20 protein-coding genes are annotated in these 23,436 nt (G+C 61.2%); 7 read left to right on the top strand and 13 right to left on the bottom strand.

The window, feature by feature from the left end:
* Window positions 1-13: 13 nt before the first annotated feature.
* Window positions 14-2,989, bottom strand: a complete 2,976-nt coding sequence (locus DM826_RS03050; protein ID WP_165853236.1) for a BGTF surface domain-containing protein — start codon at window positions 2,987-2,989, stop codon at window positions 14-16.
* Window positions 2,990-3,266: 277 nt separating this feature from the next.
* Between DM826_RS03050 and DM826_RS03045 the strand changes: the two genes are divergently transcribed.
* Window positions 3,267-4,673, top strand: coding sequence for a COG1361 S-layer family protein (locus DM826_RS03045; RefSeq protein WP_133304621.1), 1,407 nt, complete (start codon window positions 3,267-3,269; stop codon window positions 4,671-4,673).
* Window positions 4,674-7,175 carry an efflux RND transporter permease subunit gene (locus DM826_RS03040; protein WP_120101319.1) on the top strand — a complete coding sequence of 834 codons (2,502 nt, stop codon included), beginning with the start codon at window positions 4,674-4,676 and terminating at the stop codon, window positions 7,173-7,175.
* A 4-nt stretch (window positions 7,176-7,179) separates the two neighbouring features.
* Here DM826_RS03040 and DM826_RS03035 read toward each other — a convergent pair whose 3' ends face one another.
* From DM826_RS03035 to DM826_RS03020, 4 genes are all read right to left on the bottom strand, one after another.
* Entirely contained in the window at window positions 7,180-8,286 is a 1,107-nt protein-coding gene (locus DM826_RS03035) for a tubulin/FtsZ family protein (protein WP_120101317.1), read from the bottom strand.
* 83 nt (window positions 8,287-8,369) lie between these two features.
* Entirely contained in the window at window positions 8,370-9,164 is a 795-nt protein-coding gene (locus tag DM826_RS03030; protein ID WP_120101315.1) for a VOC family protein, read from the bottom strand.
* Between the two features lie 44 nt (window positions 9,165-9,208).
* On the bottom strand, window positions 9,209-9,676 hold the full coding sequence (locus DM826_RS03025) for a TIGR04206 family protein (RefSeq protein WP_120101313.1): 468 nt from the start codon (window positions 9,674-9,676) through the stop codon (window positions 9,209-9,211).
* A gap of 2 nt (window positions 9,677-9,678) precedes the next feature.
* Entirely contained in the window at window positions 9,679-10,788 is a 1,110-nt protein-coding gene (locus DM826_RS03020; protein WP_120101310.1) for an OBG GTPase family GTP-binding protein, read from the bottom strand.
* 183 nt (window positions 10,789-10,971) lie between these two features.
* Between DM826_RS03020 and DM826_RS03015 the strand changes: the two genes are divergently transcribed.
* The 3 genes from DM826_RS03015 to DM826_RS03005 are packed head-to-tail and all read left to right on the top strand — an operon-like array spanning window position 10,972 to window position 12,129.
* The gene (locus DM826_RS03015; RefSeq protein WP_120101308.1) at window positions 10,972-11,175 is read left to right on the top strand and encodes a VNG_1110C family protein; all 204 of its coding nucleotides are present in this window, start codon (window positions 10,972-10,974) and stop codon (window positions 11,173-11,175) included.
* Window positions 11,176-11,234: 59 nt separating this feature from the next.
* The gene (locus DM826_RS03010; protein WP_120101305.1) at window positions 11,235-11,612 is read left to right on the top strand and encodes a DUF7541 family protein; all 378 of its coding nucleotides are present in this window, start codon (window positions 11,235-11,237) and stop codon (window positions 11,610-11,612) included.
* Window positions 11,613-11,661: 49 nt separating this feature from the next.
* Window positions 11,662-12,129, top strand: a complete 468-nt coding sequence (locus DM826_RS03005) for a DUF6684 family protein (protein ID WP_120101303.1) — start codon at window positions 11,662-11,664, stop codon at window positions 12,127-12,129.
* A gap of 4 nt (window positions 12,130-12,133) precedes the next feature.
* Here the strand turns inward: DM826_RS03005 and DM826_RS03000 are convergent, their stop codons facing one another.
* The 8 genes from DM826_RS03000 to DM826_RS02965 form a co-directional block, all read right to left on the bottom strand.
* The gene (locus DM826_RS03000) at window positions 12,134-13,690 is read right to left on the bottom strand and encodes a GAF domain-containing sensor histidine kinase (RefSeq protein ID WP_120101300.1); all 1,557 of its coding nucleotides are present in this window, start codon (window positions 13,688-13,690) and stop codon (window positions 12,134-12,136) included.
* Between the two features lie 66 nt (window positions 13,691-13,756).
* Complete coding sequence (locus DM826_RS02995) at window positions 13,757-14,866, bottom strand: M20/M25/M40 family metallo-hydrolase (protein WP_120101298.1); 1,110 nt, start codon at window positions 14,864-14,866, stop codon at window positions 13,757-13,759.
* A complete protein-coding gene (gene lysA, locus DM826_RS02990) occupies window positions 14,863-16,098 on the bottom strand; it encodes a diaminopimelate decarboxylase (RefSeq protein WP_120101295.1) in 1,236 nt (411 codons plus the stop codon). Before lysA ends, DM826_RS02995 begins: the two co-directional genes overlap by 4 nt.
* Before the next feature lie 64 nt (window positions 16,099-16,162).
* Window positions 16,163-17,815 (bottom strand): hypothetical protein, encoded by a 1,653-nt coding sequence (locus tag DM826_RS02985; protein ID WP_120101292.1) that lies wholly within the window; start codon window positions 17,813-17,815, stop codon window positions 16,163-16,165.
* 60 nt (window positions 17,816-17,875) lie between these two features.
* Window positions 17,876-18,715 (bottom strand): 2,3,4,5-tetrahydropyridine-2,6-dicarboxylate N-succinyltransferase, encoded by an 840-nt coding sequence (locus tag DM826_RS02980; RefSeq protein WP_120101289.1) that lies wholly within the window; start codon window positions 18,713-18,715, stop codon window positions 17,876-17,878.
* A gap of 98 nt (window positions 18,716-18,813) precedes the next feature.
* Window positions 18,814-19,581, bottom strand: a complete 768-nt coding sequence (gene dapB / locus DM826_RS02975; RefSeq protein ID WP_120101286.1) for a 4-hydroxy-tetrahydrodipicolinate reductase — start codon at window positions 19,579-19,581, stop codon at window positions 18,814-18,816.
* Window positions 19,578-20,492 carry a 4-hydroxy-tetrahydrodipicolinate synthase gene (gene dapA / locus DM826_RS02970; protein ID WP_120101284.1) on the bottom strand — a complete coding sequence of 305 codons (915 nt, stop codon included), beginning with the start codon at window positions 20,490-20,492 and terminating at the stop codon, window positions 19,578-19,580. Before dapA ends, dapB begins: the two co-directional genes overlap by 4 nt.
* Window positions 20,493-20,986: 494 nt before the next feature.
* Window positions 20,987-21,856: an aldo/keto reductase gene (locus DM826_RS02965; RefSeq protein WP_120101282.1), complete on the bottom strand. Its 870-nt coding sequence runs from the start codon at window positions 21,854-21,856 to the stop codon at window positions 20,987-20,989.
* A 97-nt stretch (window positions 21,857-21,953) separates the two neighbouring features.
* Here DM826_RS02965 and DM826_RS02960 point away from each other — a divergent pair, with 97 nt between their 5' ends.
* Both DM826_RS02960 and DM826_RS02955 read left to right on the top strand, forming a co-directional pair.
* Window positions 21,954-22,775, top strand: coding sequence for an inositol monophosphatase family protein (locus tag DM826_RS02960; protein ID WP_120101280.1), 822 nt, complete (start codon window positions 21,954-21,956; stop codon window positions 22,773-22,775).
* Window positions 22,776-22,830: 55 nt separating this feature from the next.
* Window positions 22,831-23,397 carry a hypothetical protein gene (locus tag DM826_RS02955; RefSeq protein ID WP_120101278.1) on the top strand — a complete coding sequence of 189 codons (567 nt, stop codon included), beginning with the start codon at window positions 22,831-22,833 and terminating at the stop codon, window positions 23,395-23,397.
* Window positions 23,398-23,436: the final 39 nt, after the last annotated feature.

The raw sequence follows: 23,436 nt of genomic DNA, 5'->3' as shown, positions 1-23,436 counted from the left end.
TCAGCGTGTCAGATTAGTTCTGACGGCGGACAGCCAGCAGGGCAGCACCGATGAGGGCGATGAGGGCAACGACTGCACCGAAGCCAGGCGTACCGTCGTCGGTGGATGCGTCACCATCGTCGGTGGACTCGTTCATCTCACCGTCGTCCTCCGGTTCTGGTTCTGGTTCTGGTTCTGGTTCTGGTTCGGTCTCGTTGGTTTCTTCGTCCTCACTGATAGATTCAACAATGACTCCTTCGGTGGAATCAACGCTCGACCCTTCGACACGGTAGTTCGCGCCGAAGACATCACCGACTTCCTGATTGGAGAGGTCGTAGGTGGTTGTAACCGAGCCGTCCTCAGTGATATTCACGTCGTTTCCGAGTTGGAAGGAAGACGACGCGTTACTTGAGACAAGACGGATTTCAGCGTCTGTTCCCGGTGCAACGTTTGTTGTTCCGGAGAGTTCCGCACTCTCACTATTGGCAACCTGAACCTGACCGTCATCGTTCAGGTTGTCGAAGGTGATCGACCGTGGCGCAAACTCAAGTTGGGCTGTGCTGTCCACGACCTCACCCTGTAGCAGGTACGGGAAGTTCTGGTAGGAACCACCAGATCGTTGGCTGAACGGAGCCGATGAAGTACCTGCACCGCCGCTGTCAGACGCACCAGCGAACTCGTAGCGGTTGTCGCCGTCATCTGCATCATATTCCATGAAGGCCTCAAACTCGACTTCCTCATCCGGTGCGTCGCCGTTCGCGAACGCACTGTCCGAGCTTGTGTCGGCAACAAGGAAGAACTGGCCGTTGTCCTGATCAAGAACCAGGAATGTGTCGGAGTCCGACGTGGAGCTGGTTAGGTCAATCTCAAGCGGTGCCTGATTGCCCGTTTCTGACTCAGCAATTACCTCAAAGTCAACGTTCTCGTTGGTTTCAACGAGTTCAGCAAGCCGTTCCGTTGAGGCACCCTCGCTGAGCCTATCGAAGTCAACGCTCTGCGGACCAGAGTCGGTCGTAACATCACTGTCATAGTTGTTGGCGGTTGGAACACCAGCAACAAGCGAACCGAAGATGCCGGTTGCTTCGACCTGCACGACGACCCGGTCGTCGACAGCAATTTCGTCTCGAACGGTTGCGGCGTCAACAAGCTCCTGAACGTCAGTAGTCGCGTCAGCGTCATCCTCAGGAGCTGTGTGAACGGTGATGTCACCGATCTCCGGTTGGGTCAGCTCAAGGGACTGACTAGCAAGCTGGTTGTTGGCTTCGCCGCCGGGGTCGGCGTCGAAGACCTTGTCTTCACCTGTGTAGCCGGCAACCGAAATCTGGTATTCGGCCGGCTGGATCGGTCGCACGATCTGGTCACCGACGTTCTCGCCACCGCTGGAACTCGCGTCGATGATGTCCATTGCATCAAGGTATGCTTCGAAGTAGGTGTCACCTGATGCGGTGGCACTGCTCGCACTTGATGCGAATGCGCCATCATCCTCATAGAGGTCTCGTGGTGTGAGACTACCTGCAGCCGTGATATCAGACCCTGATCCAGTAGCGGGACCAGCATTAGGTTTCGCGGCGGAATAAATCGCACTTTCGATTGTTTCAACGTTACTGGTGTCGTAGACATCGCCCTTTGAGACGTTTTGGGTTGTCCCGATCAGGCGAGTATTGAACCGAACTTCCATAGGTTCGCTTGCATCGTCCGCTTTGAGGTAGAGTACCTCGACGAAGTTCGTGTCCTCGCTGCCGATCTGGACGTAGGTTTCGTCGTTATCAGAGAGCGTTAGGTTGAATTCGGCGATGTCACCAGCACCGACCGATTGGACGCCTTGAGAGAGCGACGCATCAGCGTCACGCTCGGAGACAGAGACATCAGCACTGGCGGATGACTCTGTGTCAACAACTTCGAAGTTGAAGCTGTAGTCATTTTCACCAATGTCAACGAAGCTGACATCTTCCTCGCCCCACTCTCCAGAGGTGATGAGAGCCTTCTCATCGAAGTTCAGATCTTCGCCATCTTGACCGTCTGCGTACAGTCCAATCTGAACCTGTGAGTTGGCACTGATCTGAAGACGATGTCCGAGATTGGTCACCTCGTCTCCGTCACTGGCGGCAAACTGACCGATATTCGTTCGATCAACAGTGACGCCTGCAGCATCAGTGGTCCCGCCACCCGGTTGGGCGATGGTAACTGAGGTAGAGTCAGTGATTTGCGGTGGGGCACTTCCTGTAACAGAGCTTGCTGCGAGGGCACCCTCAAAGGCAGCCTTTGCAGACTCATACTCGTAGTTGCCGTTGGTACCGCCTAGACTACTCCGAATATCGATCTTTCCGGTGTCGGACACTTGAATACCGGAAACATCAGCCAGTTGTGCTGTGGCCATGATGTTGAACAGTTCAGTATCATCAAGGTCACCATCAGCACTCACATTGGCGTTGAAGTTAGACCGGGCGGAGCTAACGTCAAGCTCAACACGGCTGTCTCCGAACGTACCGGGAAGTGCAGGCTGATCATCTTCCGCGAAGGTGGCACTAACATCCTGTTGTGTCACTTCAAAGATCAATTCACTGTCGCCGTTGACATTGGATGCATCCGTGAAGGCCGAGTCACTGAGGAAGTATCGGCCACTACTGTATCCCTCAGTGTCTATCTCAGCACTCGAATCACCACTTGGGGTTGTAGCGGTTGGACCATCGATACTAACTTGTTCGACAAATTCTGAGTTATCGATCGATCCAGTATTAGAGGCCCCAACACCGGTAATACGACGAACTTCTACATCGCCTGACGGAGCCCTACTGGAAGTGAACCGAACAAGATTCTTTTGTCCTGCAAATAGTACTTGCTCATTTTCAAGTTCATATTCTTGTCCACTACTACTCGGATCGTTAAGACTCGATACGTCAAACGCAGTCGCACTGCCTGCGAAAGCCACTGTCCCTGCGAACACGGACGTGACCATGATCGCTGCCAAAAAGACAGCGCGCAGTTTCTCGTTATAGTTTCGTTCTGTCATAGGTTGTTGTATTGTCTGCAGCAGTACGCACATCGTCCGCGCCGACTATCCAGGACGGACAGCGGCAGCCAGCCGATTGCAAGCACTATGGGTAGGGGCGATTGAAATGTACAAGACGGTTGGTAAATACTTTGTGTACTTCGGTTGTCGGCCGGGGGATGAACACGAATAAACTGGCACTCTGTTCCACAACCCATTTTCACTGGTGGATACAGAAGTTGAGTATGCACGCAGGCGCGACACAGATTTTCTCCCCGAATCGATCCCCGCCAACTCGGTGCCCTCAACAGTCGAAGCGGAGACACGACCAGCCGACAGCCGGGCGTCAACGGACGACGGCGGCGGCTGTCGATGGAGGCCGTCGATGACGACCGGTCGCTCACCCCGAAACTGGTTGCTCATCGCCGTCGTCGTCGCCCTCTGTACGACCGCTGTCGGAACCGGGGTCGTCGCCGGACTCGACGCACAGGGACGACCGAACCTCTCGCCGTACGTCTCCGACAACGAGGTGACCCCCGGCTCGGAGACCACAATTGAGGTCGATATCAGCAATGACGGGACGTTTATCGACGGCAACGAGGCCGACCGGAGTGCGGTCACAACCGCCCGCGATGTCGTCGTCAAACTTCGCGCACCGAACTCGCCGATCTCGGTCAACACGAACGCTGTCGCGCTGGGCGAGATCACCGAAGCCGGCAGCCCGAAAACCGCCGCCTTCGATGTGACCGTCCCCAAAGGTGTCGATCCGGGCACCACCGATTTCCGCGTCACACTCGACTACTCCTACACCTCCAAAGCACAGAACGTCGACTCAGGAGTCCCGATCACGATCAATCAAGAACAGATCGACACTGAAACCGAAACCGTCCCGATCAGAGTTACTGACGACGCCCGCTTCGAGGTCACTGAACTCGACAGCAACCTCCGGGTCGGCGAAGAGGGAGAGATCACGGGCCAACTCGAAAACATCGGCCGCGATGATGCCCGCAACGCCGAGGTCAGCTTCGCACCCGACTCGGAAACCGTCGTCGCCCTCGAATCCAACGTCGCTGTCGGCGACATCGAAGCCGGCGAAACAGCCCCGTTCAGCATCCCTGTTGAGGTCACCAGCGAGGCCGAAGCGGTACCCAAACGTTTCGACCTCCCTGTCACGTTCCGCGACACCAACGGAATCCGGCAGTCCGACGACGACCCTGAGTTCCGCGTCGACATCGGCAGCCAGCGCGATGCCTTCCTCATCGAGCCTGTCGATTCATCGATCGAGGCCGGCGGCAGCCGCGCCCTCGACATCGAGGTTACCAACAACCTCGATGAGCCGGTCTCCGACATCGAGGGCAAGCTGTTCGCCGACGACCCACTCGATAGCTCTAACGACGAGACGTTCACCACCGAACTCGATCCCGGTGAGACCACCACGGTCACCGTCGATCTGAGCGCGGCCAGCGGCGCGACGATCAAAAACTACCCTGCCTCGATGGACTTCCGGTACACCGACGCCGACGGCGACAGCAAGCTCACCGACAGCTACCGGCTGGCGGTCAGCGTCACCGAACCCACAGATGACGGCGGTGGCCTCCCAGTTGTTCCACTCCTGCTCGTTGTGCTCGTCGTCGCCGGCGGTGCGTTCCTCTGGCGGCGCAAGGGCGGCGAAATAGGTGACTTCGGCGGGCTTCGGGACAACTAAATGGCCGATCGAGGCCTCGACCTCGAACCGTCGCTGAACGCGCTTAACAGCCTCATTCTTGGGCGACCAGTGGCCGTTGTCGTCGCGTTTCTTGCGGTCACCGCCTTCCTGATGGGTGGGATTGGAATGATCCAGACGGTCGAGGATCAATCAGACGCCTTCTCAGAGGACATCGACGCCCAAGAGGCCCTCGACGCTGTCAACGAGGAGTTTGGTGCGACCTTTGGCGACGACGAAGAGTCGACCCAACTACTCCAAGACAGCCAAAACACCCTCAGCAAGCCAGCATTACTCCGCTCATTAGATGTGATCAAACGCACGAACGAGCGGGCTGAACTCCGACTGACAGACGCCACCGGGCCGGCGACGATCATCGCCCAGGAGATTGATCCAACCGCCGAGAGCTATGCGGCCCAACGCCGAGCGATCAGCCGTGCGAGCGATACAGAACTCAAGACCGCTGTGCGCCAGAGCGCGGATAGACCCGGCTTTCAGGCACTTGTCTCGGAGGATTTCAACCGTCGATCAGCGAGTGCCAGCGCGTCGATAACTGTCCTCACCCATTCATTCCCACCGCAAGGCGACAACCTCCAAGAAGTCCAACTCGGCGTCAAAGAGATCGCCGATCGAAGTGACGGCGACATCCGGGTCTTCGGGCTGGGGATCACCAACAGCGAGACTGCCAACGTCATCGGCGACTCCCTTGGAATTGTCATGCCGGCTGTCCTCGGCCTGATCCTGCTGTTTTTGATCGTCGCCTACCGCGATCCGTTCGATCTGATCCTCGGGTTGGTCGCACTGCTGTTATCGCTGCTGTGGACGTTCGGCTTCATCGGCTATGCCGGGATCCCATTCGACCAGAACATGATCTCGGTGCCGATCCTGCTGTTGGCGGTTGGCATCGACTTCGGCATCCACATTGTCAACCGCTATCGGGAAGAGAAAGGCCGTGGGTTCGATGTCCGCGAGGCGATGACGATCACCAACAGCCAACTGGCGGTTGCCTTTTTGATCGTCACCGTCACCACCGTCTTCGGCTTTGGCGCAAATCTGACAAGCAACTTTGAGCCGACCCGCAACTTTGCGATCGTCGCCAGCGTCGGCATCATCTTCACGTTCCTCATCTTCAGCTTCTTCCTGCCGTCGGCGAAGATCATCGCCGACCGCAACCGCAAGCGGTTCAACATCCCGAGCTTTGGTTCCTCGCCGCTGGCAACCGAGGAATCGATACTTGGACGCGCGTTGCCGGCCGTGGCAAGCGTATCAAAGCGCGCGCCGGTCACGCTGCTCCTCATCTTCCTGGTCGTCTCTGGTGGGGCCGCCGCCTACGGGGCCGGCGTCGACCGAAGCTTCGAACAGGAGGACTTCCTCCCACCCGAAGACCTGCCGGACTACATCGAGAACCTCCCCGAGCCATTTGCGCCGAGTGAGTACACCGCCGCCGGCAGCATCAATTTCATCGAGGACAACTTCGCCGCCGGCAACGACGACCAGATCACGATGTACATCGAGGGGCCGTTCACCCGTGATTCGGCCCTTGAGTCGGTGTATCGAACAACCAAGGAGCCGCCGGACACCTATCTGACAACCGGCAACCGCGCTGAGACGACGAGCATCATCACCGTCATCCAGAGCTACGCCGACCGTGATCCCGAGTTCGCCGCCCTCGTCGCCCGCAATGACCGCGATGGCAACGGCGTCCCCGACCGCAACCTCGAACAGATCTACGACGCCCTCGAAGCCTCGCCGGCAGGTGACCGCGCCGACGAGTATCTCACCGATGACCGGCGAGCGATCCGCGTTGAGTTCGCTGTCGAATCCGACGCCTCACAGGGCGAGATCACCGCCGACTCCAGGGAGTACACCGAAGACTTCCGGTATACCGCCACCGCAACCGGAACGATCGTCGTCTTCCAGGCGGTCACCGATCTCATCTTCCAGTCGGCGTTCCAGAGTCTGTTTCTCGCCATCGGGCTGACCGGGGTCTTTCTTATCGGCGTCTACTGGCTGCTTGATCGGAAACCGCTGTTGGGGGTTGTCAACGTCTTGCCGATCCTCGTGACAGTCGCGGTGCTGCTGGCAACGATGCGGGTGCTTGGCTTATCACTCAATGCCGTCACCGCGACGATTCTCTCGATCACTGTCGGCGTCGGCGTCGCCTACTCGGTGCATATGACCCACCGGTTTATCGACGAGTACACCGGCGGCGCAAGCACCGACAAGAGCCTCAGGATTACCTTACAGGGTACTGGTGGCGCGCTCGTCGGCAGCATGCTGACCACCTCGATCGGTACCGGCGCGCTCGTGCTTGCCATCTCCCCGATCCTCGGGCAGTTTGGGTTGCTGATGGCGGTCAGCGTGTTCTATTCGTTTGTCACCGCGATCGTCGTCTTCCCCTCGGCAGCCTACGTCTGGGCGCGATACGATCAAGGCAGGTCATTCAGAGATTGGCTGTGGGAACAGACGAACAGCACGCCGCAGTTCGCTAGCCACGAAGACTGATCAGCTACCCGCGATCGGCCGCTGCACGGAACGCCCGCACGCGCGGGCACGATCCAACACCTGTTAATAGCGCGATCATCGTGATCGCATCGCCGTCAGGCTCGGGCATATCGCCGCCGCGGATCTCGACGCTGCCGGTTTCTTGGGCCAGCCACGAGCGGGCATCCGAGACTGCGCGGCGATTGAGCCAGTCGGGCGGCCCACCAACGATCAACAACCCGCGTTCAACTGACTCACGTTCGATCTCGACAGTGAGCTTGCCGCGAACCGCTCGCCGGGACGTTGTCTCGATAGCTTTGATCGCGGTTGTGTCGTCGATCTCGCCTTCCTCTTCGAGGATCCCAAGCCCGAACCGTGAGCTGGTTGGCCGCTCGATCGTCTGGCTGGCGTAGCCGATGGTGGCGATCCCGCCGGCCCCGAAGGTGTTCTGTACCTCCGAGGCGTCGACAACGCGTTCGGCGATCTGGCGGTCGTGATCGCCCTCGCCGGCCGCAAACAGCGCGGCAACCCGCGTTGTCAGCGTCTCGTTGAGGTCGGCTTGCACCTCTGGGTCGGTCGCGCTGTCGCTGGAACCGAGCCACAGCTCGTTGTCGAACAGCAGCAAGGCGTCTGTCGTCGTGGTCAAATTAGCAAGCGCACGACCGGTGTTGCGTGCGGCTGTCGGCGTCGACCCATCATCGGGGGTAGCCGCAACCGCTGGCAGGATCCCAAGCCCATACACCGGGATATCGTAGACCCGGCGTAGTTCATCGGCCAGTCGCGGCAGGGCGGTTGCACCGCTGCCGCCGGCGAGGCCGACACAACAGAGGATCGCGTCAGCCTGCGAGGAAACAGCGTCGTCAACAGCGTTACCCAGTTCGGTCGCCTCGGAGTCGGCCGCCGCCGCGCCGACGCTACGGTCGCCCTCGACGCCAGCCCCCTCGGCCTCGATGACTCCGTAAAGATGGCGTCGATCGTCCGGGATCGACTCCAAACTGGAGAGATCACGCTGGTCGGTATCGAGGGCGACGCTGTCAACAACGAACGACCGCGAACGGCTGGCGTCGGCCGCGACGAGACGGTCGGCGATCCGACAGCCCGCGCCGCCGACCCCACAGACGGTCAGTTGCATACGGAGTGCTCACAGCGACACCGCAAAAAGAATACGCTCGGGGAATCGGTCGCCGCCACCACGTCGACGGCCGAGCGAAACGATCAGAATGGGAACAGCGAGTCGCTATCGGGATCGCGGTCGATCAGCTCGATCTCGTGGCCGTCCTGATCGCGGGTGAAGGCATAGAGATCGTCACACTCCTCGGGACTACGGTAGTCGTCGGCCTCCCGGAGCATCAACTGCTCCCAGTCGTCGTTGAGGTCGTCGACGCGGACAGCGAGATGGCCCCACGCGTCGCCCATCGTGTACTCTCTGCCATCGTAATTGTAGGTCAATTCAAGCCACATCGCCTCTTTAGCGTCGTCTTCGGGCGCCATGAAGTAGTTCGCAAAGGAGCTGGCCTCCCAGCGAGAGCGCGGCTCGACGTATTCGAATTTTCGCGTCCAGAAGCCGAGCGCCTCGTCGGCGTCCTCGACGCGGATCATCGTGTGATCCAGCGACCACAGCGCGCCGTAATCGCGCTGAACGATCTCGACCTCGTGGCCGTCGGGATCCTTGACGAACGCATAGGAGCCGCCGCAGGATTCAGGGTCGCGATAGTCGTCGACACCCTCGTCCATCAGTTGCTCATAGTGGTCCTCAAGCTCGCCTTCGGGCACTCGAACCGCGATGTGACCCCACGCGTCGCCGACCTCGTACTCTACCTCGTCGTCGTTTTCCGTGAGTTCGAGCATCGCTCCGTCGTCGTGCATGTCCTCGGGGCCGAGATAGGCGATGGTGAAGCCGTCGCCCTCGTAGCGTTCCTTCTCCTCGTAGTCGAGATGGGTCTGGTACCAGTCAAGTGACGTTTCCAGATCCGCGACCCGCATCATGACGTGATCGAGTGTCCCAGTCATACACCGGAAGTGGGGTCGCCAACGCGAAAAGGATACCGGGACGGCTACTCCTGTGGCGAGATCGGTGGCGCGCCGAATGAATCCAGTACCGGATAATAGAACCACCAGCCAACCATCGCCGCCGCAATCGCGCCGACGGGGATCGTCCCAGCGGCTCCACGACCGAGCAGTCCCCACCAGACGATGACGGACGTGATCGTCGACAGCGCGAGCAGACCCACGGTTACCCGCACATCCTCCCGCTCGAAGACGACACCGCTGGCCGCACTCAGGAGCGCGCCACAGTAGAACCCGAGCCCAAGCGGCCACACCTGTAGCGACTGTGGGAGCGTCGAAAACCCCTGTGTCGCATCGAGATACGACGGTAGCGGCAGGGCATGCCACGGGTTCGTATTGACCAGTCCCCAACTCATCACCGCTGTGAGATCGCCGGTACCGTTGAGTTGGAGAACCCACGGAACGACAGCCAGCGTGAGAATGGCGGTCACGGCGGCCGGTGACGAGCGAGCCACGGTTACCGGCTCTTGATGATCCGCAACACGTCCTCGTCGGCCAGTTCGTGGTCGGTTCCCACCTGCTGCTCGTCATGTTTTGCACTTGGGCCGCTGACGCGAGCAAACCGAAAGCGATCCTCGAACTCGCCGCCGAGTTTGGTGAGGGCGTCGCCGATAGTATCGCCCTCTCGCAACACCAGTGGTTCGTCGTAGTCGACGCCCCGGCTGGGTTTGTCCATGTAAATACGAACAAGTCCGAGTTCATCCCAGATGCGCTCGGTCAAGCCATCAAGGCCTTTCTCCTCTTCGGCACTGATGAAAATACACTCCTCGGGATCAATGTCGTGCTCCCGAAGGTTCTCGTGGACGGTCGGCAGGTAGTCCTCGTCGATCAGATCGGCCTTGTTGACCGTGACCATCGACGGGATGTAAACGCGGTTGTCCATCATCCCGTCGACCAACTCGTCGATCGAGGGGTCGCCGCGGACGGTGATCTCGGCGTTGACATAGCCGTTCTGCCGGAGCACCTCTTTGATGGTATTTTCATCGAGGCTGACACTGTCGCTTTTGTTAACCTGAATCCCGTTTTTGTGTCGCTGGCGGATGTGGATGCTCGGTGGCTCCGTATCGAGGCGGATGTTGTTGTTGTAGAGTTCCTCACGGAGGCGTTCGTACTGGTCGATCTCGAAGACAGAAAGCATGAACACCGCGAGATCGGCCGTGCGGACGACAGAGAGCACTTCTTGGCCGCCACCACGACCGTCGGCGGCACCCTCAATTAGGCCCGGTACATCGAGGATCTGGATGTTCGCGCCGCGATATTTGAGCATCCCGGGGTTGACATCCAGCGTGGTAAATTCGTAGGAGCCGGTTTCGCTGTCGGCGTTGGTCAGCGCGTTGATCAGCGTCGATTTGCCGACGCTGGGAAAACCGACGAGGGCGACAGTGGCGTCACCGTGTTTTTCGACGGCATAGCCGCCACCGCCGCCGGCGGAGGACTGGTTTTCGAGTTTTTCTTTCTTCTCGGCGAGTTTCGCCTTCAGCCGACCGATATGGGCCTCCGTCGACTTGTTGTACGGGGTTTCGGCGATCTCCTCGCGAATCGATTCGATCTCCTCCTCCAGTCCCATTATCGGTCAGTGGGCCATCGCCGTCGAAAAGGCTGTCCATTCACGTGGTTCTAATCGACCCAGATAGGGTTCGAAAACAGCCATGTGCTGAGCGAAGAACGACGATGAAATCAGTTTTCATCCCTCGAAGGGGGACTTCGATATCATTATACGCTATCCCGCCGGACATTCAGGTGGACTGATATGCCGAACCCAACCCGACTGCGTGACAGTACGCAGATCGAACTCCCCTGTCGCTCCCTCGAGGGGATTCAAGATGATCTCGAAGCCGAACACACGGTCACTGTCGTTCAACCCGAGGGCCAACAGTGCCGGATCATCGGCAGCCCCATCGAGATCAAAGCCGCCAGCAACTTCCTGAGTCGACACGGCGTCACACTGCCGTAGCGCCACTCACTCATTGTTGCTTCCGAAGCGCGTTTTAGCCTGCACCTCCTAATACACCTATGGATGAGACGCCGGGACTCAGCGAGCAGTACCGCAAGGCAAGCCCGTGGCCGCTGTTTATCGCCCTCGGCGTCCCGATCTCCGAGATCGGCCTCGTGTTCAACGTGTTGCCGATCGCTGTCGGGGGGCTGCTGTTGTTCTGTGGCTGTCTCGCCGGGATGCTCCAAGAGGCCGGCTACATCGACGCGCCGTGGCGTGCCCTCGGGGTAATGGCCTTGCTGTTGGGCGGCCTCGGTGGCGCGATCCTCTATGTCAACCCGCAGGTCGGGGCTGACATGACGATGCGGGCCTATGCCGTGTTGGCCAGCGCGGCCGTCATCATCGCCGGTGTCGTTGCCGGCACGCTGCTCGTCCCGAAACGACAACAGCCAGCCTGAGCCGATCCGAACCGGAAACCTATTTGTGCGCCCTGAAGTATCCCGTGATATGGAAGCCAAGATCTTTGATCGAGAAACGATGCTCGATCTGGTGGTCAACTTCATCCCACTGGGGATTATTCTGTTTTTCATCGCGCTCTTCGTCGTGGTCACACCGTGGGGCTTCAACGTCAGAACCTCCGGCGTGATGCTTGGACTGATGATCGTCCCATTCGTCGCCTTGGCGATCCTGACGTATCTTTCAGCGAAGGCGATCGCTGGCGATGAAAAGACAAAGCCGGTGTACGCCCAGGGGCAAGCCGGCCTTGAGGAAGCCGAACCGGAACATCACGGCGACGATGACCACACACCCGACGAGACTACCGACGCTAGCGACGCGGCTGCCGACGGCAACGACGGCGAGGAAGTTGACAACGACGAGGGCAACGACAGTGACGGCGGCGACGCTGACAGCGAGACAACAGACAAACAGGATAGCGACGACACCGCTGACGACGCTGGCGAGCCGGCAGCGTAGCTTCTTATCTGACGTTTGTAAACTCGAAGCGCGCTCCACCATCGAAGCTATCGGTGAGTTCAACCTCCCAGCCGTGGGCTTCGGCGATCTGTTTGACAATCGGGAGGCCGAACCCGGTGCCGTCCTTCCGGGTCGTCTCACCGGCATCGAAGACGGATTCCCGTCGGCCTTCCGGCACCCCGCGACCGTCGTCCTCAACAAAAAAGCCGAAGGTGCCGCTGTCGGGTGCACGCGTGTTCGTGTACATGACATTTTTCAGGCCGACACGGATCGTGATCGGCCCCTCGTTGTGGTCGATCGCGTTCCGAAAGAGGTTCTCGAAGACGTGTGAGAGCCGGTTGGGGTCGCCGTGGACGGTGAAGTCATCGACGACACGGAGTTCAGCGTTGGGGCTTTCGATAACATCCCAGCAGTCGTCGACGAGGTCAGGGATCTCAACTGGCTCCATGTTGTCGACAGATTGCCCCTGTCGGGCAAGCATGAGCGTATCCTCAATGATGTCCTCCATCCGATCAAGCGCGTCAACCACAGTGTCGAGATGTGGACTGTTGCACTCAGATTGGGCGATCTCAAGCCGCCCCTGGGCGACATTGAGCGGATTTCGGAGGTCATGCGAGACGATGTGGGAAAACTCTTCGAGGCGCTCGATTTGGCGTTTGAGCTCCTGTTCGCGCTGGCTGCGTTCGAGCTCGTAACCAACCCATTGGGCCAGCGTCTTCACCGTCAGCTTCTGGGCCTCGATCAGCTCCGGATCGCGGGGTTCGTTGCCGGCAAAGCACAGCGAGCCATACACCTCGCCGTCGACGGTGATCGGCGCGCCGACGTAGCATGCCAACCCCATTTCGGTGTACACGGGGAGTTCTGAGAGTGCGTCGTCGGTGCCGGCGTTACCGATGGCAACGGGCTCATTTTCGGCGATCGTAAGTTGGCAGTAGTTGTCGGACAACGCGGTCGTCTGCCCAACAGCGATGTCGTCGTGATCCCCGGCGACGGCCAACACCTCGACATCGCTGTTTTCGATCCGGGTCGCATACGCAAACGGGTAGCCGAGTTCAGCGGTGCCGACCTCAAGGGCGCGGTTAAGCTTCTCTGAAAAGGACAGCTCCGATTGGTTCGTGATCGAGTACAGCCGCGAGATAGCTGCCGTCGACTGTCGCCATGGATCCGAGGAGTGATGTTCGCCGCCGACACCGCCGAGCGTCTCGATGCGGGCGGCCAACAACTCGGCTTCGCTGTCGCCGTCAGTTTTCGGCACGTAGTCAGCCCCAGCAGCCAGCACCTGGCTCACAACATCGATATCATCCGGTGACGCAAAGAGGAGAATCGGAAGCTCCGGATCCCGCTCGCGGATCCGAGAGAGAAAGTCGACGATATCGTTCTCAAGCGGTGGTTCGACGACGAGACAGTCCGCATGCTCGGCCTCGTAGGCACGCAATCCCGCGTCAGCCGTGTCGGCACTGGCGACCGAGAACTCGGTGTCGGCCGCCGCCGGCTCAGCCCCGTTGGTGAGCGTGTCGGGTGGATTGGCCGGCCCGACATGTAGCACGCGAAGCGTTGACATTGTCGGAATTATTGAATGATTACTAATAAGCGTGTCTACACGAACGACGCGATGATCGCGACGGTCTCAGTACAGCGCGTCGAGAGCAGCCGTCACGGCATCGGCGGCCGCCCGCACATCGGCGAGGCGGACATATTCCCGGTCTGCGTGGGCGACCGCGCCCTCGTCGTCGGCTAACACACCAGGGCCGAAGACGACCGTCGGCGCGGTCGGCGCGAAATGAGAGGCCTCCGTTGCCGCCCCAAAGGCTCGCACGTCGCCGCCGCTGGCAGTCTGGAGCGCGTCGACGATGGCGGCGTCGCTGTCGGTGACAAAGGGATCAGGAAACGGTGTCTCTGGGTCAATGAGGTCGACCGCAACGGTCTGCTCGTCGGGTACCTGCTCGGCGAGATGTGTTGTCAGTGACGACGCAAACGCCTCGCTCGTTTCCGGCGGAACACTTCGGCGATCAACGGTGAGTCGACACTGATCCGGCACGCGGTTTGGCGTGTCGCCGCCAGCGACGATCGTCGGGGTGAGTTTTGGGTCGCCGAGGAGCTCATGTCTGTCGGGGCCAACCGCGTCGTCGTAGCTCGCAAGCCCCGCCAACACGTGTTTGAGGCCGAAAACGGGATTGTCGTCGGCTGAAACGCTGGCGGCGTGGCCGCCGGCGCCAGACACCGTGATCTCGGCTTCACACTGCCCGCGGGCGGCGATACAGACATCGAGGTCGGTCGGCTCGCCGACGATGAAGCCGTCGGCGGACAGTCGGTCGGCAAGCGCGGCCGCGCCGAGTTGGGTGGTCTCCTCGTCAGGTGTGATCGCCAGCGTGAGTGTGCCCTCGCCGGGATCAGTTCGTAAAAACGCCGCGAGCAACGCCGCCAGCGGCCCCTTTGCGTCGCAAGCGCCTCGCCCGCGGACGGTGTCGCCGTCGCGCTCATAGGGGATGTGTGGGGCGACGGTGTCGATGTGGGTGTTGAGGACGATATGCGGGCTTGCTGGGTCGCCGTCGTCGATACTATCACCCGCACCGCGACTGACGACCACGTTCCCGTCGTCGACGCGTGGCAGATGGCCAGCATTAGTCAGTGTCTCGACCAGCAACTCGCGCATGTCGTCGACAGCCTCGTGAGAAGGCGTTTGAACGGCCTTGGCGTGAAACGCCTCGATATCGAACCCCGTCGCTGCCGCGGTCACTGTTCGACCCGGGTTACGTCGTCGAGTGTTTCGCGCCGCCGAACGACGCGGTCGTCGCCGTCTTCGAGGGCGACCTCGGCGGGTCGCGGCTGGGAGTGGAACTGGCTGGCGAGTTCGTAGCCATAGGAGCCCGCGTTGCCGATTGCGAGGATATCGTTGCGCTCGGGGCGCGCAATGGGGCGGTCAGTGGCAAACACGTCCGCGCTCGTACAGACCGGGCCGCCGACGGTGACCGGTTCGGGCTCGCGATCGGGTGCGGTGACGTTTCGCATCGGATGGTAGGAGCCGAACATCGCCGGGCGAATGAGGGTCGCAAGGCTGGCGTCGACGCCGACGACCGTTGCTGTCGGGGTTTCTTTGATTGTGTTGACAGTCGTCAGGATGAGGCCGGCGTCGGCAACGATGTAGCGGCCTGGCTCCAATTTGAGTTGCGCGTCGATGTCGCCGACTGCGTCTCTGACCATCTCGCTTGTTTTTGCAAGATCAAGCGGCGGTTCATCCTCGTGGTACGGCACCCCGAACCCGCCGCCGATGTCGACGAATTCGAGGTCGCCGACGCGGCGGGCCATCTCGCCGACGCGTTCGATGGCCTCGCAGTGATCTTCGAGGTCGTCGGTGAGGACGCCGCTACCGGCATGGGAGTGTAGGCCGACGAGATCGAACTCCGCGCGGACGCGTTCGGCGACATCCGGCACTTGCTCGTAGGGAATCCCGAACTTGGCGTCGTTGCCGGTGGCGACCTTCTCGTGGTGGCCCGTCCCGATTCCAGGGTTAATTCGGATGGCGATGCGGCCATCGTAGCCGCGCTCGGCGAGGCGGTCGAGGGTGTCGGTTGCGCCGATCGTGATCGTCAGTCCCGGCGCATCCTCGGCGAGATCAACGGCGTAATCGAGATCGTGAGCCGGCGGGTTGACCGCGGTGTACTGGAGCGTGTTGGGGTCGGCACCCGCCTGAATCGAGCGTTCGAGTTCGCCCCAGGCCGCACACTCGATGTCCGCACCAACGTCCAACAGGGCCGAGAGGACAGACTGGCCGGTGTGGGCCTTCGCGGCGTACATCACGTGGGCGTCGGGAAACGCCGCCGAAAACCGCTGATAGTTCGCCTGCACGCGATCGAGATCGATGACGTACAGCGGTGTGTCGTGAGTTGCAGCCAGCGAGCGAAGCTGCTGGTCGTCCCAGTCGGCCAGCCGGCGAACGGGCGGAGAGTCAGCGAGATCGGGTACAGCCATTACCCATTGTGGGGGCGGTCAGCGATTCAATCCTTTGGTTCGGGGCGTCGTCGCTGCCGACTGGTTACGCAGAAGCGTTACCCGCGGGTTCGTAGCTGATCGAGGGCTCTTGGCCCGGTTCGACCGGGATGCGTTCGATCACCGTGCCGTCAGAGTCGGTAATGACGATGTAGTAGTCGACGTTTGCCTCGCCGGGTGCAGGCTCGGTGTCGACGTTGTCGACAGCGTCGACATCACCACCAGCGAGGAACTCCCGCACTGATTCGGTGTCGCCGAGTTCGACCGCCTCGCCGCTGGACGCGCTGACGAAGACGCTGCGGCTGATATCCGTGTTGTCGATCGGGACGACCTTGCTGTGCCACCAGAGTTCGTCGTTGATGAACACCGGGATCGGTTCGACGACTTGGAAGTTATCGCCCCACCCGGTTTGGGAGTCCTCGCTGCGGACGATCCCCATTGCGCGCTCGGGACCGGTCAGCGTCTCGCCTTCCGAGCCGAAGTAGCGGAGGTCGCCGGTCGCGGCGTCGATGAACCAGACCTCATCAAGCCCGCGGGTGTCCTCGCCGTAGGGCTCCATCGCGGTCACGTAGCTCATCTGTTCGCCCTCCAAGTCGATCACGAACGGCTGACTGTTACCCGCGCCGGCCGGCAGCGTGGCGACCTCGACTTGGCCGGCGTGTTCGCCGACGATGTCGAGTTGGTTGATGATCCCGTTGCGGTAGCCGAGCGAAGCCATCTGTCGACGGCTGTTGTATAGTGGATAGAGCCGCTGTCCCTCGAGTATCTCGCTGGCTTGGGCTTCCTCAGGTGAGAGGAGATCAATAGTCCCGTTCGTGTGCAGCAGCGCGCCGCCGTCCCAGACCGGCACGGTATGCGGGATCGGCGTCAGCCGCCACTCGTGGGTCGTCTTGGGGTAGTACATGTACGCCTGCCCGTCGTGGGTGAACTCGACGGCATCATCGAAATACTGGGCGAAGTAGTCGGTTGTCCGGAGGTTCCACGCCGCGCCACGCTGGAGGTACATCCCCTCGCCGATGGCGAACGTCTGATTGTCGTAGGCGGTGATCTGTCGATCCTCCATCCGCGTCATATCCGAGAGCAAGACGCCGCGTTGGTTGCTCAACAGCTTGTTGCGGAAGCCGTCGGGTTCGATGGCGTACGACCACGCCAGAGAGCCGTCCTCCGCGCGGGCGATGTCGCTGGGGCCGAGTCGGTGGGTGCGGTAGGACACCGATCCGCGGGTCTGGACATCGGCGACGGCCCGTGGCGCGATCCGTGGGTTCTCAGCGTTGACACGGGGGAACTCCTGGATTTGGTCGGCCTCGCCCATCGTATCTTGCGCTAGGCTGCGCTCGGTTACCATCCCCGCCGGCACCGAGTAGACGAAGCCGACGAGCAAGCCAACGGTGAAGACGACGACAAGGAGCCCGAGTTTCTGGTTGGCCGATGCCGGCAACAACGGAGAAACAGTCGTCGACATCCCATCGACTGGCGCGCCCGCGAGCGGTGGGAGGAACCACAACACGGTCGCAGCGACCGCTGTCGTCCCGATGACGATGAGCCCGAAGGGGCTGTAGAGCGTTTGATACACGAGGCCATGCAACAGCGGTCGCACCACGTAGGCGACGGCGACGATCACCAGAAAGCCAGCAAGCCGTGTGCCGAGATGTCGTTGGAGGTCAACATCCGCGAAGCGGAGACCAAAGCGTTCGTTCACAACAGGGGTTGGCCGACCCACCTGTTGAGGCTTTCTACTTTACCAGAGTTATCAGACAGATTACTCTCGCAGAGCGTCTTCCTGCTGCGTTGCTTCCAGCGTCTCTTCCTCCACGTCGGTCGCGACGACGGCTGGCTTGTACGCGCCGCCGTCGAAGAGGTCGTGGTCGCTGACAGAGGATTCGACGAACCGCGTGAACGCCCGCCGCTCAGACGGTAGGTGGCCGTAGATAACCTCGTCGTCGACAAGATCGTAGACCGGAATGCGCGGGGTGAGGAGGGTGTTTTCGCCAACAATCGAGTTTTCACCGATCTTGAAGCCCGAGGTGACCCGGCAGCCCGCACCCAGCGAGACGCCGTCTTCGATGATGACCGGCGCGCCCTCGACTGGTTCGAGGACACCGCCGATCAACGTGTTCGCGCCAAGTTTGACGTTTGCGCCGAGTTGTGCGCAGGATCCGACCGTATCACAGGAATCGACGAGCGTGCCGTCGCCGACGTACGCGCCGATGTTGATGAAGGAGGGGCTCATCATGATGCAGTCCTCGCCAAGGTAGGCACCGCGGCGGATCGTCGTTCCGTCGGGCGTGTTGCGGGTGCCGCGGTCGGCGAGGTCGTCGGTGCGGCGCAGCGGGAGCACGTCGTTGTAGTCGACACCGCCGTACTCCTGTGTTTGGTTGTGTCGCAGGCCGAAGTTGAGCAGAATACCCTGTTTGACCCAGCCGTTGGCTTCCCACGAGGTCACGTCGTCGCCCGTTTTCTCTGCGGCGCGTACCTCGCCGGCTTCGAGTGCTTCGAGGAAGACCTCAAGCGTCGCGAGGTCGTCGTCAGTGGCCTCGTCGGCGGTGAGGCCGTCATCATAGCGGTTCCACAGGTCGGTGATTTCGGATTCGAGTGTCATAGGATGACTCTCTCACTGAATGATTTGTATCCGATGGTTTCAGGTGGAACAGCGAGAGATCCTGTTAAATCGTAGAGGAAGGGTACGCCGGTTGGATACTAGCCTTCGATAACCTCGAAGAAGTCGTACCAGCCGGCGTCCCGACCAGCCAACCACTCGGCGGCATCCAACGCGCCTTCGGCGAAGATACTCCGATCGCCGGCGCGATGCGTCAGCGACAGCGTCTCGTTGCTGCCGCCGAGGAGCACCTCGTGTTCGCCGGCGATGTCGCCAGCGCGGCGCGCGTGAACGCCGATCTCATCCTCGGATCGAGGGGCCTCGCCCTCGCGGCCGTGGACGCGCTCGCTGAGGTCGTCGCGGACGTCTTCAATGTCATCAAGCAGCGTTTTGGCGGTGCCGCTGGGGGCGTCGCGCTTGGCGTTGTGGTGTGTCTCGGTGAGTTCGATATCGGCATCGGGGAGGGCGGCGGTCGCCTCCCGGACGGCGAGCCGGAGGGCAGCAACGCCGCGCGAGAAGTTCGAGGCTTTCAGCACCGCCGTCGACTCGCTTGCGCTTTCGAGGGCGTTGAGGCCGTCATCGTCGAAGCCAGTCGTCCCGGTGACGAGGGCGACGCCGTGATCGGCGCAGGCCTCGGCGTACGCGAGGGCTGATTCAGGGCCAGTAAAATCGACGACGACAGCGGGCTCGTATTCGGCCAGCAGTTCATCGAAGTTGTCACTCGATTCGACAACGACCCCGGAGATCAGCTCGTCGACCGGGGTGCGGTTGACCGCGAAGGCAACATCGATCTCCTCGCGGTCAGCAGCCGCCGCCAGCACCTCTCGGCCCATCCGGCCGGCCGCGCCAGTGACGGCGATCTCGATCATTCGGTCGTCGCCTCCGCCTCAGCAAGGTCACTGTCGAGTTCGTCTAGTCGCGCTTGGAGTTCCTCGCGGTGTTCCTCGGAGAGTTCGGTCAGCGGCGAGCGGATGCGCTCGGGAGCGTAGCCACGCATCGCCATCGCGGCTTTGACCGGAATCGGGTTGGTCTCGACGAACAACTGGCGGGTGAGCGGCCCGAGTTCGTGGTGGATCGCGCGGGCGAACTCGTAGTCGCCCTCCAAGGCCGCCCCAACCATCGCACAGGCGCGTTCGGGTTCGACGTTGGCGACGACGCTGATCGCGCCATCGCCGCCGGCCGCGAGAATTGGCAGGGTCATTCCATCGTCGCCGGAGAGGATGGAGAAGTCTTTCCCGCGGGTGCGCTCGATGACTTCCGAGATGCGGTTGAGGTCGCCCGAGGCGGCTTTGTAGCCCGCGATATTGGGGTGGTCAGCGAGTTCGACAGCGGTGTCAACGGCGATGTTGCGACCCGTCCGGCTCGGGACGTTATAGATGATCTGCGGGAGGTCAACCGTGTCGGCGATCTCCTCGTAGTGCTCGTACATCCCCTGTGGTTCGGGTTTGTTGTAGTAGGGAGAGATGAGCAGCAGGGCGTCGGCACCGGCGTCGGCGGCCTGCTGAGAGAGGTCGAGGGCTTCGGCGGTGTTGTTCGAGCCGGTGCCCGCGATGACGGGCACGTCCTCAACTGCGTCGACGACGGCCTCGACGACCTCGACGTGTTCGGCATGCGAGAGCGTCGCCGACTCGCCGGTCGAGCCCATGGGGACGAGGCCATCGACGCCCGCTTTTTCGAGCCGCTGGGCGTCCTCGCGGAGCGTTTCTGTGTCGATCTCGTTGTTCTCGGTAAAGGGGGTCACCATCGCCGGGAAGACCCCGCTGAAGTCGATTTGTGTCATGGTTGTGGTGTCGCTGGGAGTCGTATGGTCGGAAGACTATGCGAGATGAGTAAAAAGGCCCGAAACGGGGGTGCCACGCCCGGAACGAGCGATCAGACTGCGCGCTTCTTCGGACGAGCGGGACGCACTGCTATCGGATCGGCGTCGACCGCGATGATAGCAGTATGGTTCACACCGAAGTATGTGCAGTAACCGAACTTAGGCGTTGTGTCTGCAACCTCACAGCGAGAAACACCGGGCATCGGGCCCGAATCAGCCAGCCGACCAAACCACGCCCTGGCGGAATGAAAGGGCGAGGCGTGCTGGGCGAACCCGGACGTTCACGAGAGCAAGCTCTCGTGAGCCAACCAGAAATCTCCGATTTCTGGTGACGATGCAAGCACCGCAACCGCGAGCGAAGCGAGCGGTGAGGAGCGCAGCGAGTCCCGGGAGTCCAGCACGCCGAGGGCTTTCTACCCATTTGCAGAAACAGCAGAGTCGACACCGACGACCGATTATCGAGGGTCAATCGAGTTGAGCCGATCCATCTCTGCATCACTCAGCGACAACTGCGACGCGGCGACATTCGCTTCCAGATGCTCAACACTCGACGTGCCGGGGATCGGGAGCGTCACATCTGAGTGCTCCAACAGCCACGCCAGCGCGATCTGGTGGGCCGAGGCGTCGTGGGCGTCGGCGATCTCGGCAAGCACATCGTGGGCCCCGTCGTCGTCGACGCCGTACAGCGGGCCCCACGGAATGAAGCCAACACCAGCGGATTCACACGCCCGCAGAACGGCTTCCTGCTCGCGGTTGGCGACGTTGTAGCGGTTCTGGACGGTCGCAACGTCGACGATCTCTTGGGCTTCCTCCAACTGCTCGACGCTCACATTTGAGAGACCGACGTGGCGGATCTGGCCGGCATCTTTCATCTCGGCGAAGGCATGCACCGAGTCCACAAACGGCGTGTCGGGATCGGGCCGGTGGAACTGATAGAGATCGATCTCGTCGACGCCGAGCCGATCAAGACTACAGAGAACTTGATTCTGCAGGAAGTCTGGATCGCCATGCGGAAGCCAGTCGCCGTTGCGCGTCCGTAGCAGCCCGGCTTTCGAGGCGACGACGACAGCTGAATCCGTGCCGTCGTGATCGAGTTCCGCGCCAAGCAGTCGCTCGCTGACACCGGGGCCGTAGGAGTCGGCCGTATCGATGAAGTCGACGCCGCAGTCGACCGCCCGGCGGATCACCCCGCGCGCTGCTGGCTCGTCGGCGGGCGAACCGATGATGTCGTCGCCGGTGAGCCGCATCGCGCCGAACCCGAGGCGGTTGACGGTGAGGTCACCGCTGATCTCGAATCGGTCGCTGTCGTTGGATGGTGTAGTCATATCTGCGCGTTCGACCGCCGTCGACAAAACAGCAAGGGCGGGGATAATCGACAGGTGCTACCGATGATCTGAAACAGTCGCCGCCCATGCGGTCGGTATGGAACACGCGACCGATGACCTCACTGCGGTCGCCGCGGAGGCCGTCAAGGCTGGGGGCCAGTATCTCCAAGAGGTGTTCAGAAACGGCCGTGTCGACGGCGAATTCAGCAGTATCGACGTCAAGGCCGCTGCCGACCGCGAATCGGAGACCCGAATCCAAGCGGTGATCGACGACCACTACCCCGACCACGCGTTTCACGGCGAGGAAGCGGGTCGCATCGGCGACAGCGACTACCGGTGGGTCGTCGATCCGCTCGATGGCACCAACAACTTCGCCAGTGGCTACCCGAAGTTCGCCACCGCGGTTGCGGTGCTCTACGAGGAGACGCCGGTGGCGACAGCGATCTACGAACCCCTAACTGAGGATCTGTATCTCGCCGATCGCGACGTCGGAGCAACGCTCAACGGCGAACCGCTGTCGGCCACCACGTCGCTCCCGCTGGAACACGGGACGGTCGCGCTCGTCGTCGGCCTCTCGGTTGTGACCGATCCTGACGGACTCACACAGATACGGGCACTCGAAGCAGCCCTCCGAGAGGAGTGCAAACGCGTCGTGACAACCTGGGCCCCCTGTGTCGACTGGGGGCTACTAGCTCGGGGCTCGATTGAGGGACTTGTCTGTGTCCAGCCCGACATCTACGAACAGCACGCCGGGAGCCTGCTGGCTGCCGAAAGCGGTGTCGTCGCAGACGACACAGTCAGCGAGGACGGCCGCTACGTCGGGAGCCCGGATCGTGAGGTGACCGCGGTGGTACGAGAGGTTGTTAACGACGTCCTCACGCTCGAAGACGACACCACCAACGACCAGTGTAGTACTTAGAGATGCCACAACGCGCTTAGAAACGGTTTAGTACGATCGAGACCATCGAACAGGTATGCCGAGTCGTCGTGCGTTTATTGCTGCAGTCGGTGGTATCGCCACGCTCGCGGGCTGTACCGCCGGGCGCAACCGACCGGCGTCGGCAGCCCCCAACGAAACGACTGACCAGTCGGCGACAGGCAACGACGATGAGGGGCTCGTCGAGCCGAGACGTGGGCCAACCGGAACAGTGCGGCAGTTTTACCGCGCGCTGCTCGCCGAGAACGTCGACGCGCTGAACGCGACCATCGTCCACTCCAAATCGCCGACCTACCCGGTGGAATCTGAGCACGTCCCACCAGCGGCGTTCACCGAATTTGAGGACGTACAGATCGCCAGCGTCGAGGAAGTCTCAGTGCAAGATCTGGTCGTCCAGCGGCTCGGGAACCCGACACAGCTGGGCGACTGGAAGGAGGCGATGGACGCCGATAGCGTGCAGTACGTCCACACAACATTCTACGTCACAAAGCCGGACGAAGAGCAATCCTACGAGGCCAACACGGTCGACTACACCGTCGAAGACGACGGGTGGTACGTGCGCTACGACGCCAGCAAGTCAACCCACGGACAGGCAGATTCCTGATCCCCAGCACGTCGATCCACGGACAGACAGATTCCTGAC

This window comes from Halonotius aquaticus, assembly GCF_003605575.1.
GTDB lineage: Archaea > Halobacteriota > Halobacteria > Halobacteriales > Haloferacaceae > Halonotius > Halonotius aquaticus.
The sequence above is the reverse complement of the archived record's forward strand: the minus strand, read 5'-3'. Positions and strand labels throughout refer to the sequence as shown.

Coding starts and splice junctions, on each gene's coding strand:
- DM826_RS02960 (WP_120101280.1), top strand. CDS start 21,954: ATGGAACACGCGACCGATGACCTCACTGCGGTCGCCGCGGAGGCCGTC.
- DM826_RS02980 (WP_120101289.1), bottom strand. CDS start 18,715: ATGACACTCGAATCCGAAATCACCGACCTGTGGAACCGCTATGATGAC.
- DM826_RS03005 (WP_120101303.1), top strand. CDS start 11,662: ATGGAAGCCAAGATCTTTGATCGAGAAACGATGCTCGATCTGGTGGTC.
- DM826_RS03010 (WP_120101305.1), top strand. CDS start 11,235: ATGGATGAGACGCCGGGACTCAGCGAGCAGTACCGCAAGGCAAGCCCG.
- DM826_RS03015 (WP_120101308.1), top strand. CDS start 10,972: ATGCCGAACCCAACCCGACTGCGTGACAGTACGCAGATCGAACTCCCC.
- DM826_RS02965 (WP_120101282.1), bottom strand. CDS start 21,856: ATGACTACACCATCCAACGACAGCGACCGATTCGAGATCAGCGGTGAC.
- DM826_RS03020 (WP_120101310.1), bottom strand. CDS start 10,788: ATGGGACTGGAGGAGGAGATCGAATCGATTCGCGAGGAGATCGCCGAA.
- DM826_RS03035 (WP_120101317.1), bottom strand. CDS start 8,286: ATGCAACTGACCGTCTGTGGGGTCGGCGGCGCGGGCTGTCGGATCGCC.
- DM826_RS03040 (WP_120101319.1), top strand. CDS start 4,674: ATGGCCGATCGAGGCCTCGACCTCGAACCGTCGCTGAACGCGCTTAAC.
- dapB (WP_120101286.1), bottom strand. CDS start 19,581: ATGATCGAGATCGCCGTCACTGGCGCGGCCGGCCGGATGGGCCGAGAG.
- dapA (WP_120101284.1), bottom strand. CDS start 20,492: ATGACACAAATCGACTTCAGCGGGGTCTTCCCGGCGATGGTGACCCCC.
- DM826_RS02955 (WP_120101278.1), top strand. CDS start 22,831: ATGCCGAGTCGTCGTGCGTTTATTGCTGCAGTCGGTGGTATCGCCACG.
- DM826_RS03050 (WP_165853236.1), bottom strand. CDS start 2,989: ATGACAGAACGAAACTATAACGAGAAACTGCGCGCTGTCTTTTTGGCA.
- DM826_RS03000 (WP_120101300.1), bottom strand. CDS start 13,690: ATGTCAACGCTTCGCGTGCTACATGTCGGGCCGGCCAATCCACCCGAC.
- lysA (WP_120101295.1), bottom strand. CDS start 16,098: ATGGCTGTACCCGATCTCGCTGACTCTCCGCCCGTTCGCCGGCTGGCC.
- DM826_RS03030 (WP_120101315.1), bottom strand. CDS start 9,164: ATGACTGGGACACTCGATCACGTCATGATGCGGGTCGCGGATCTGGAA.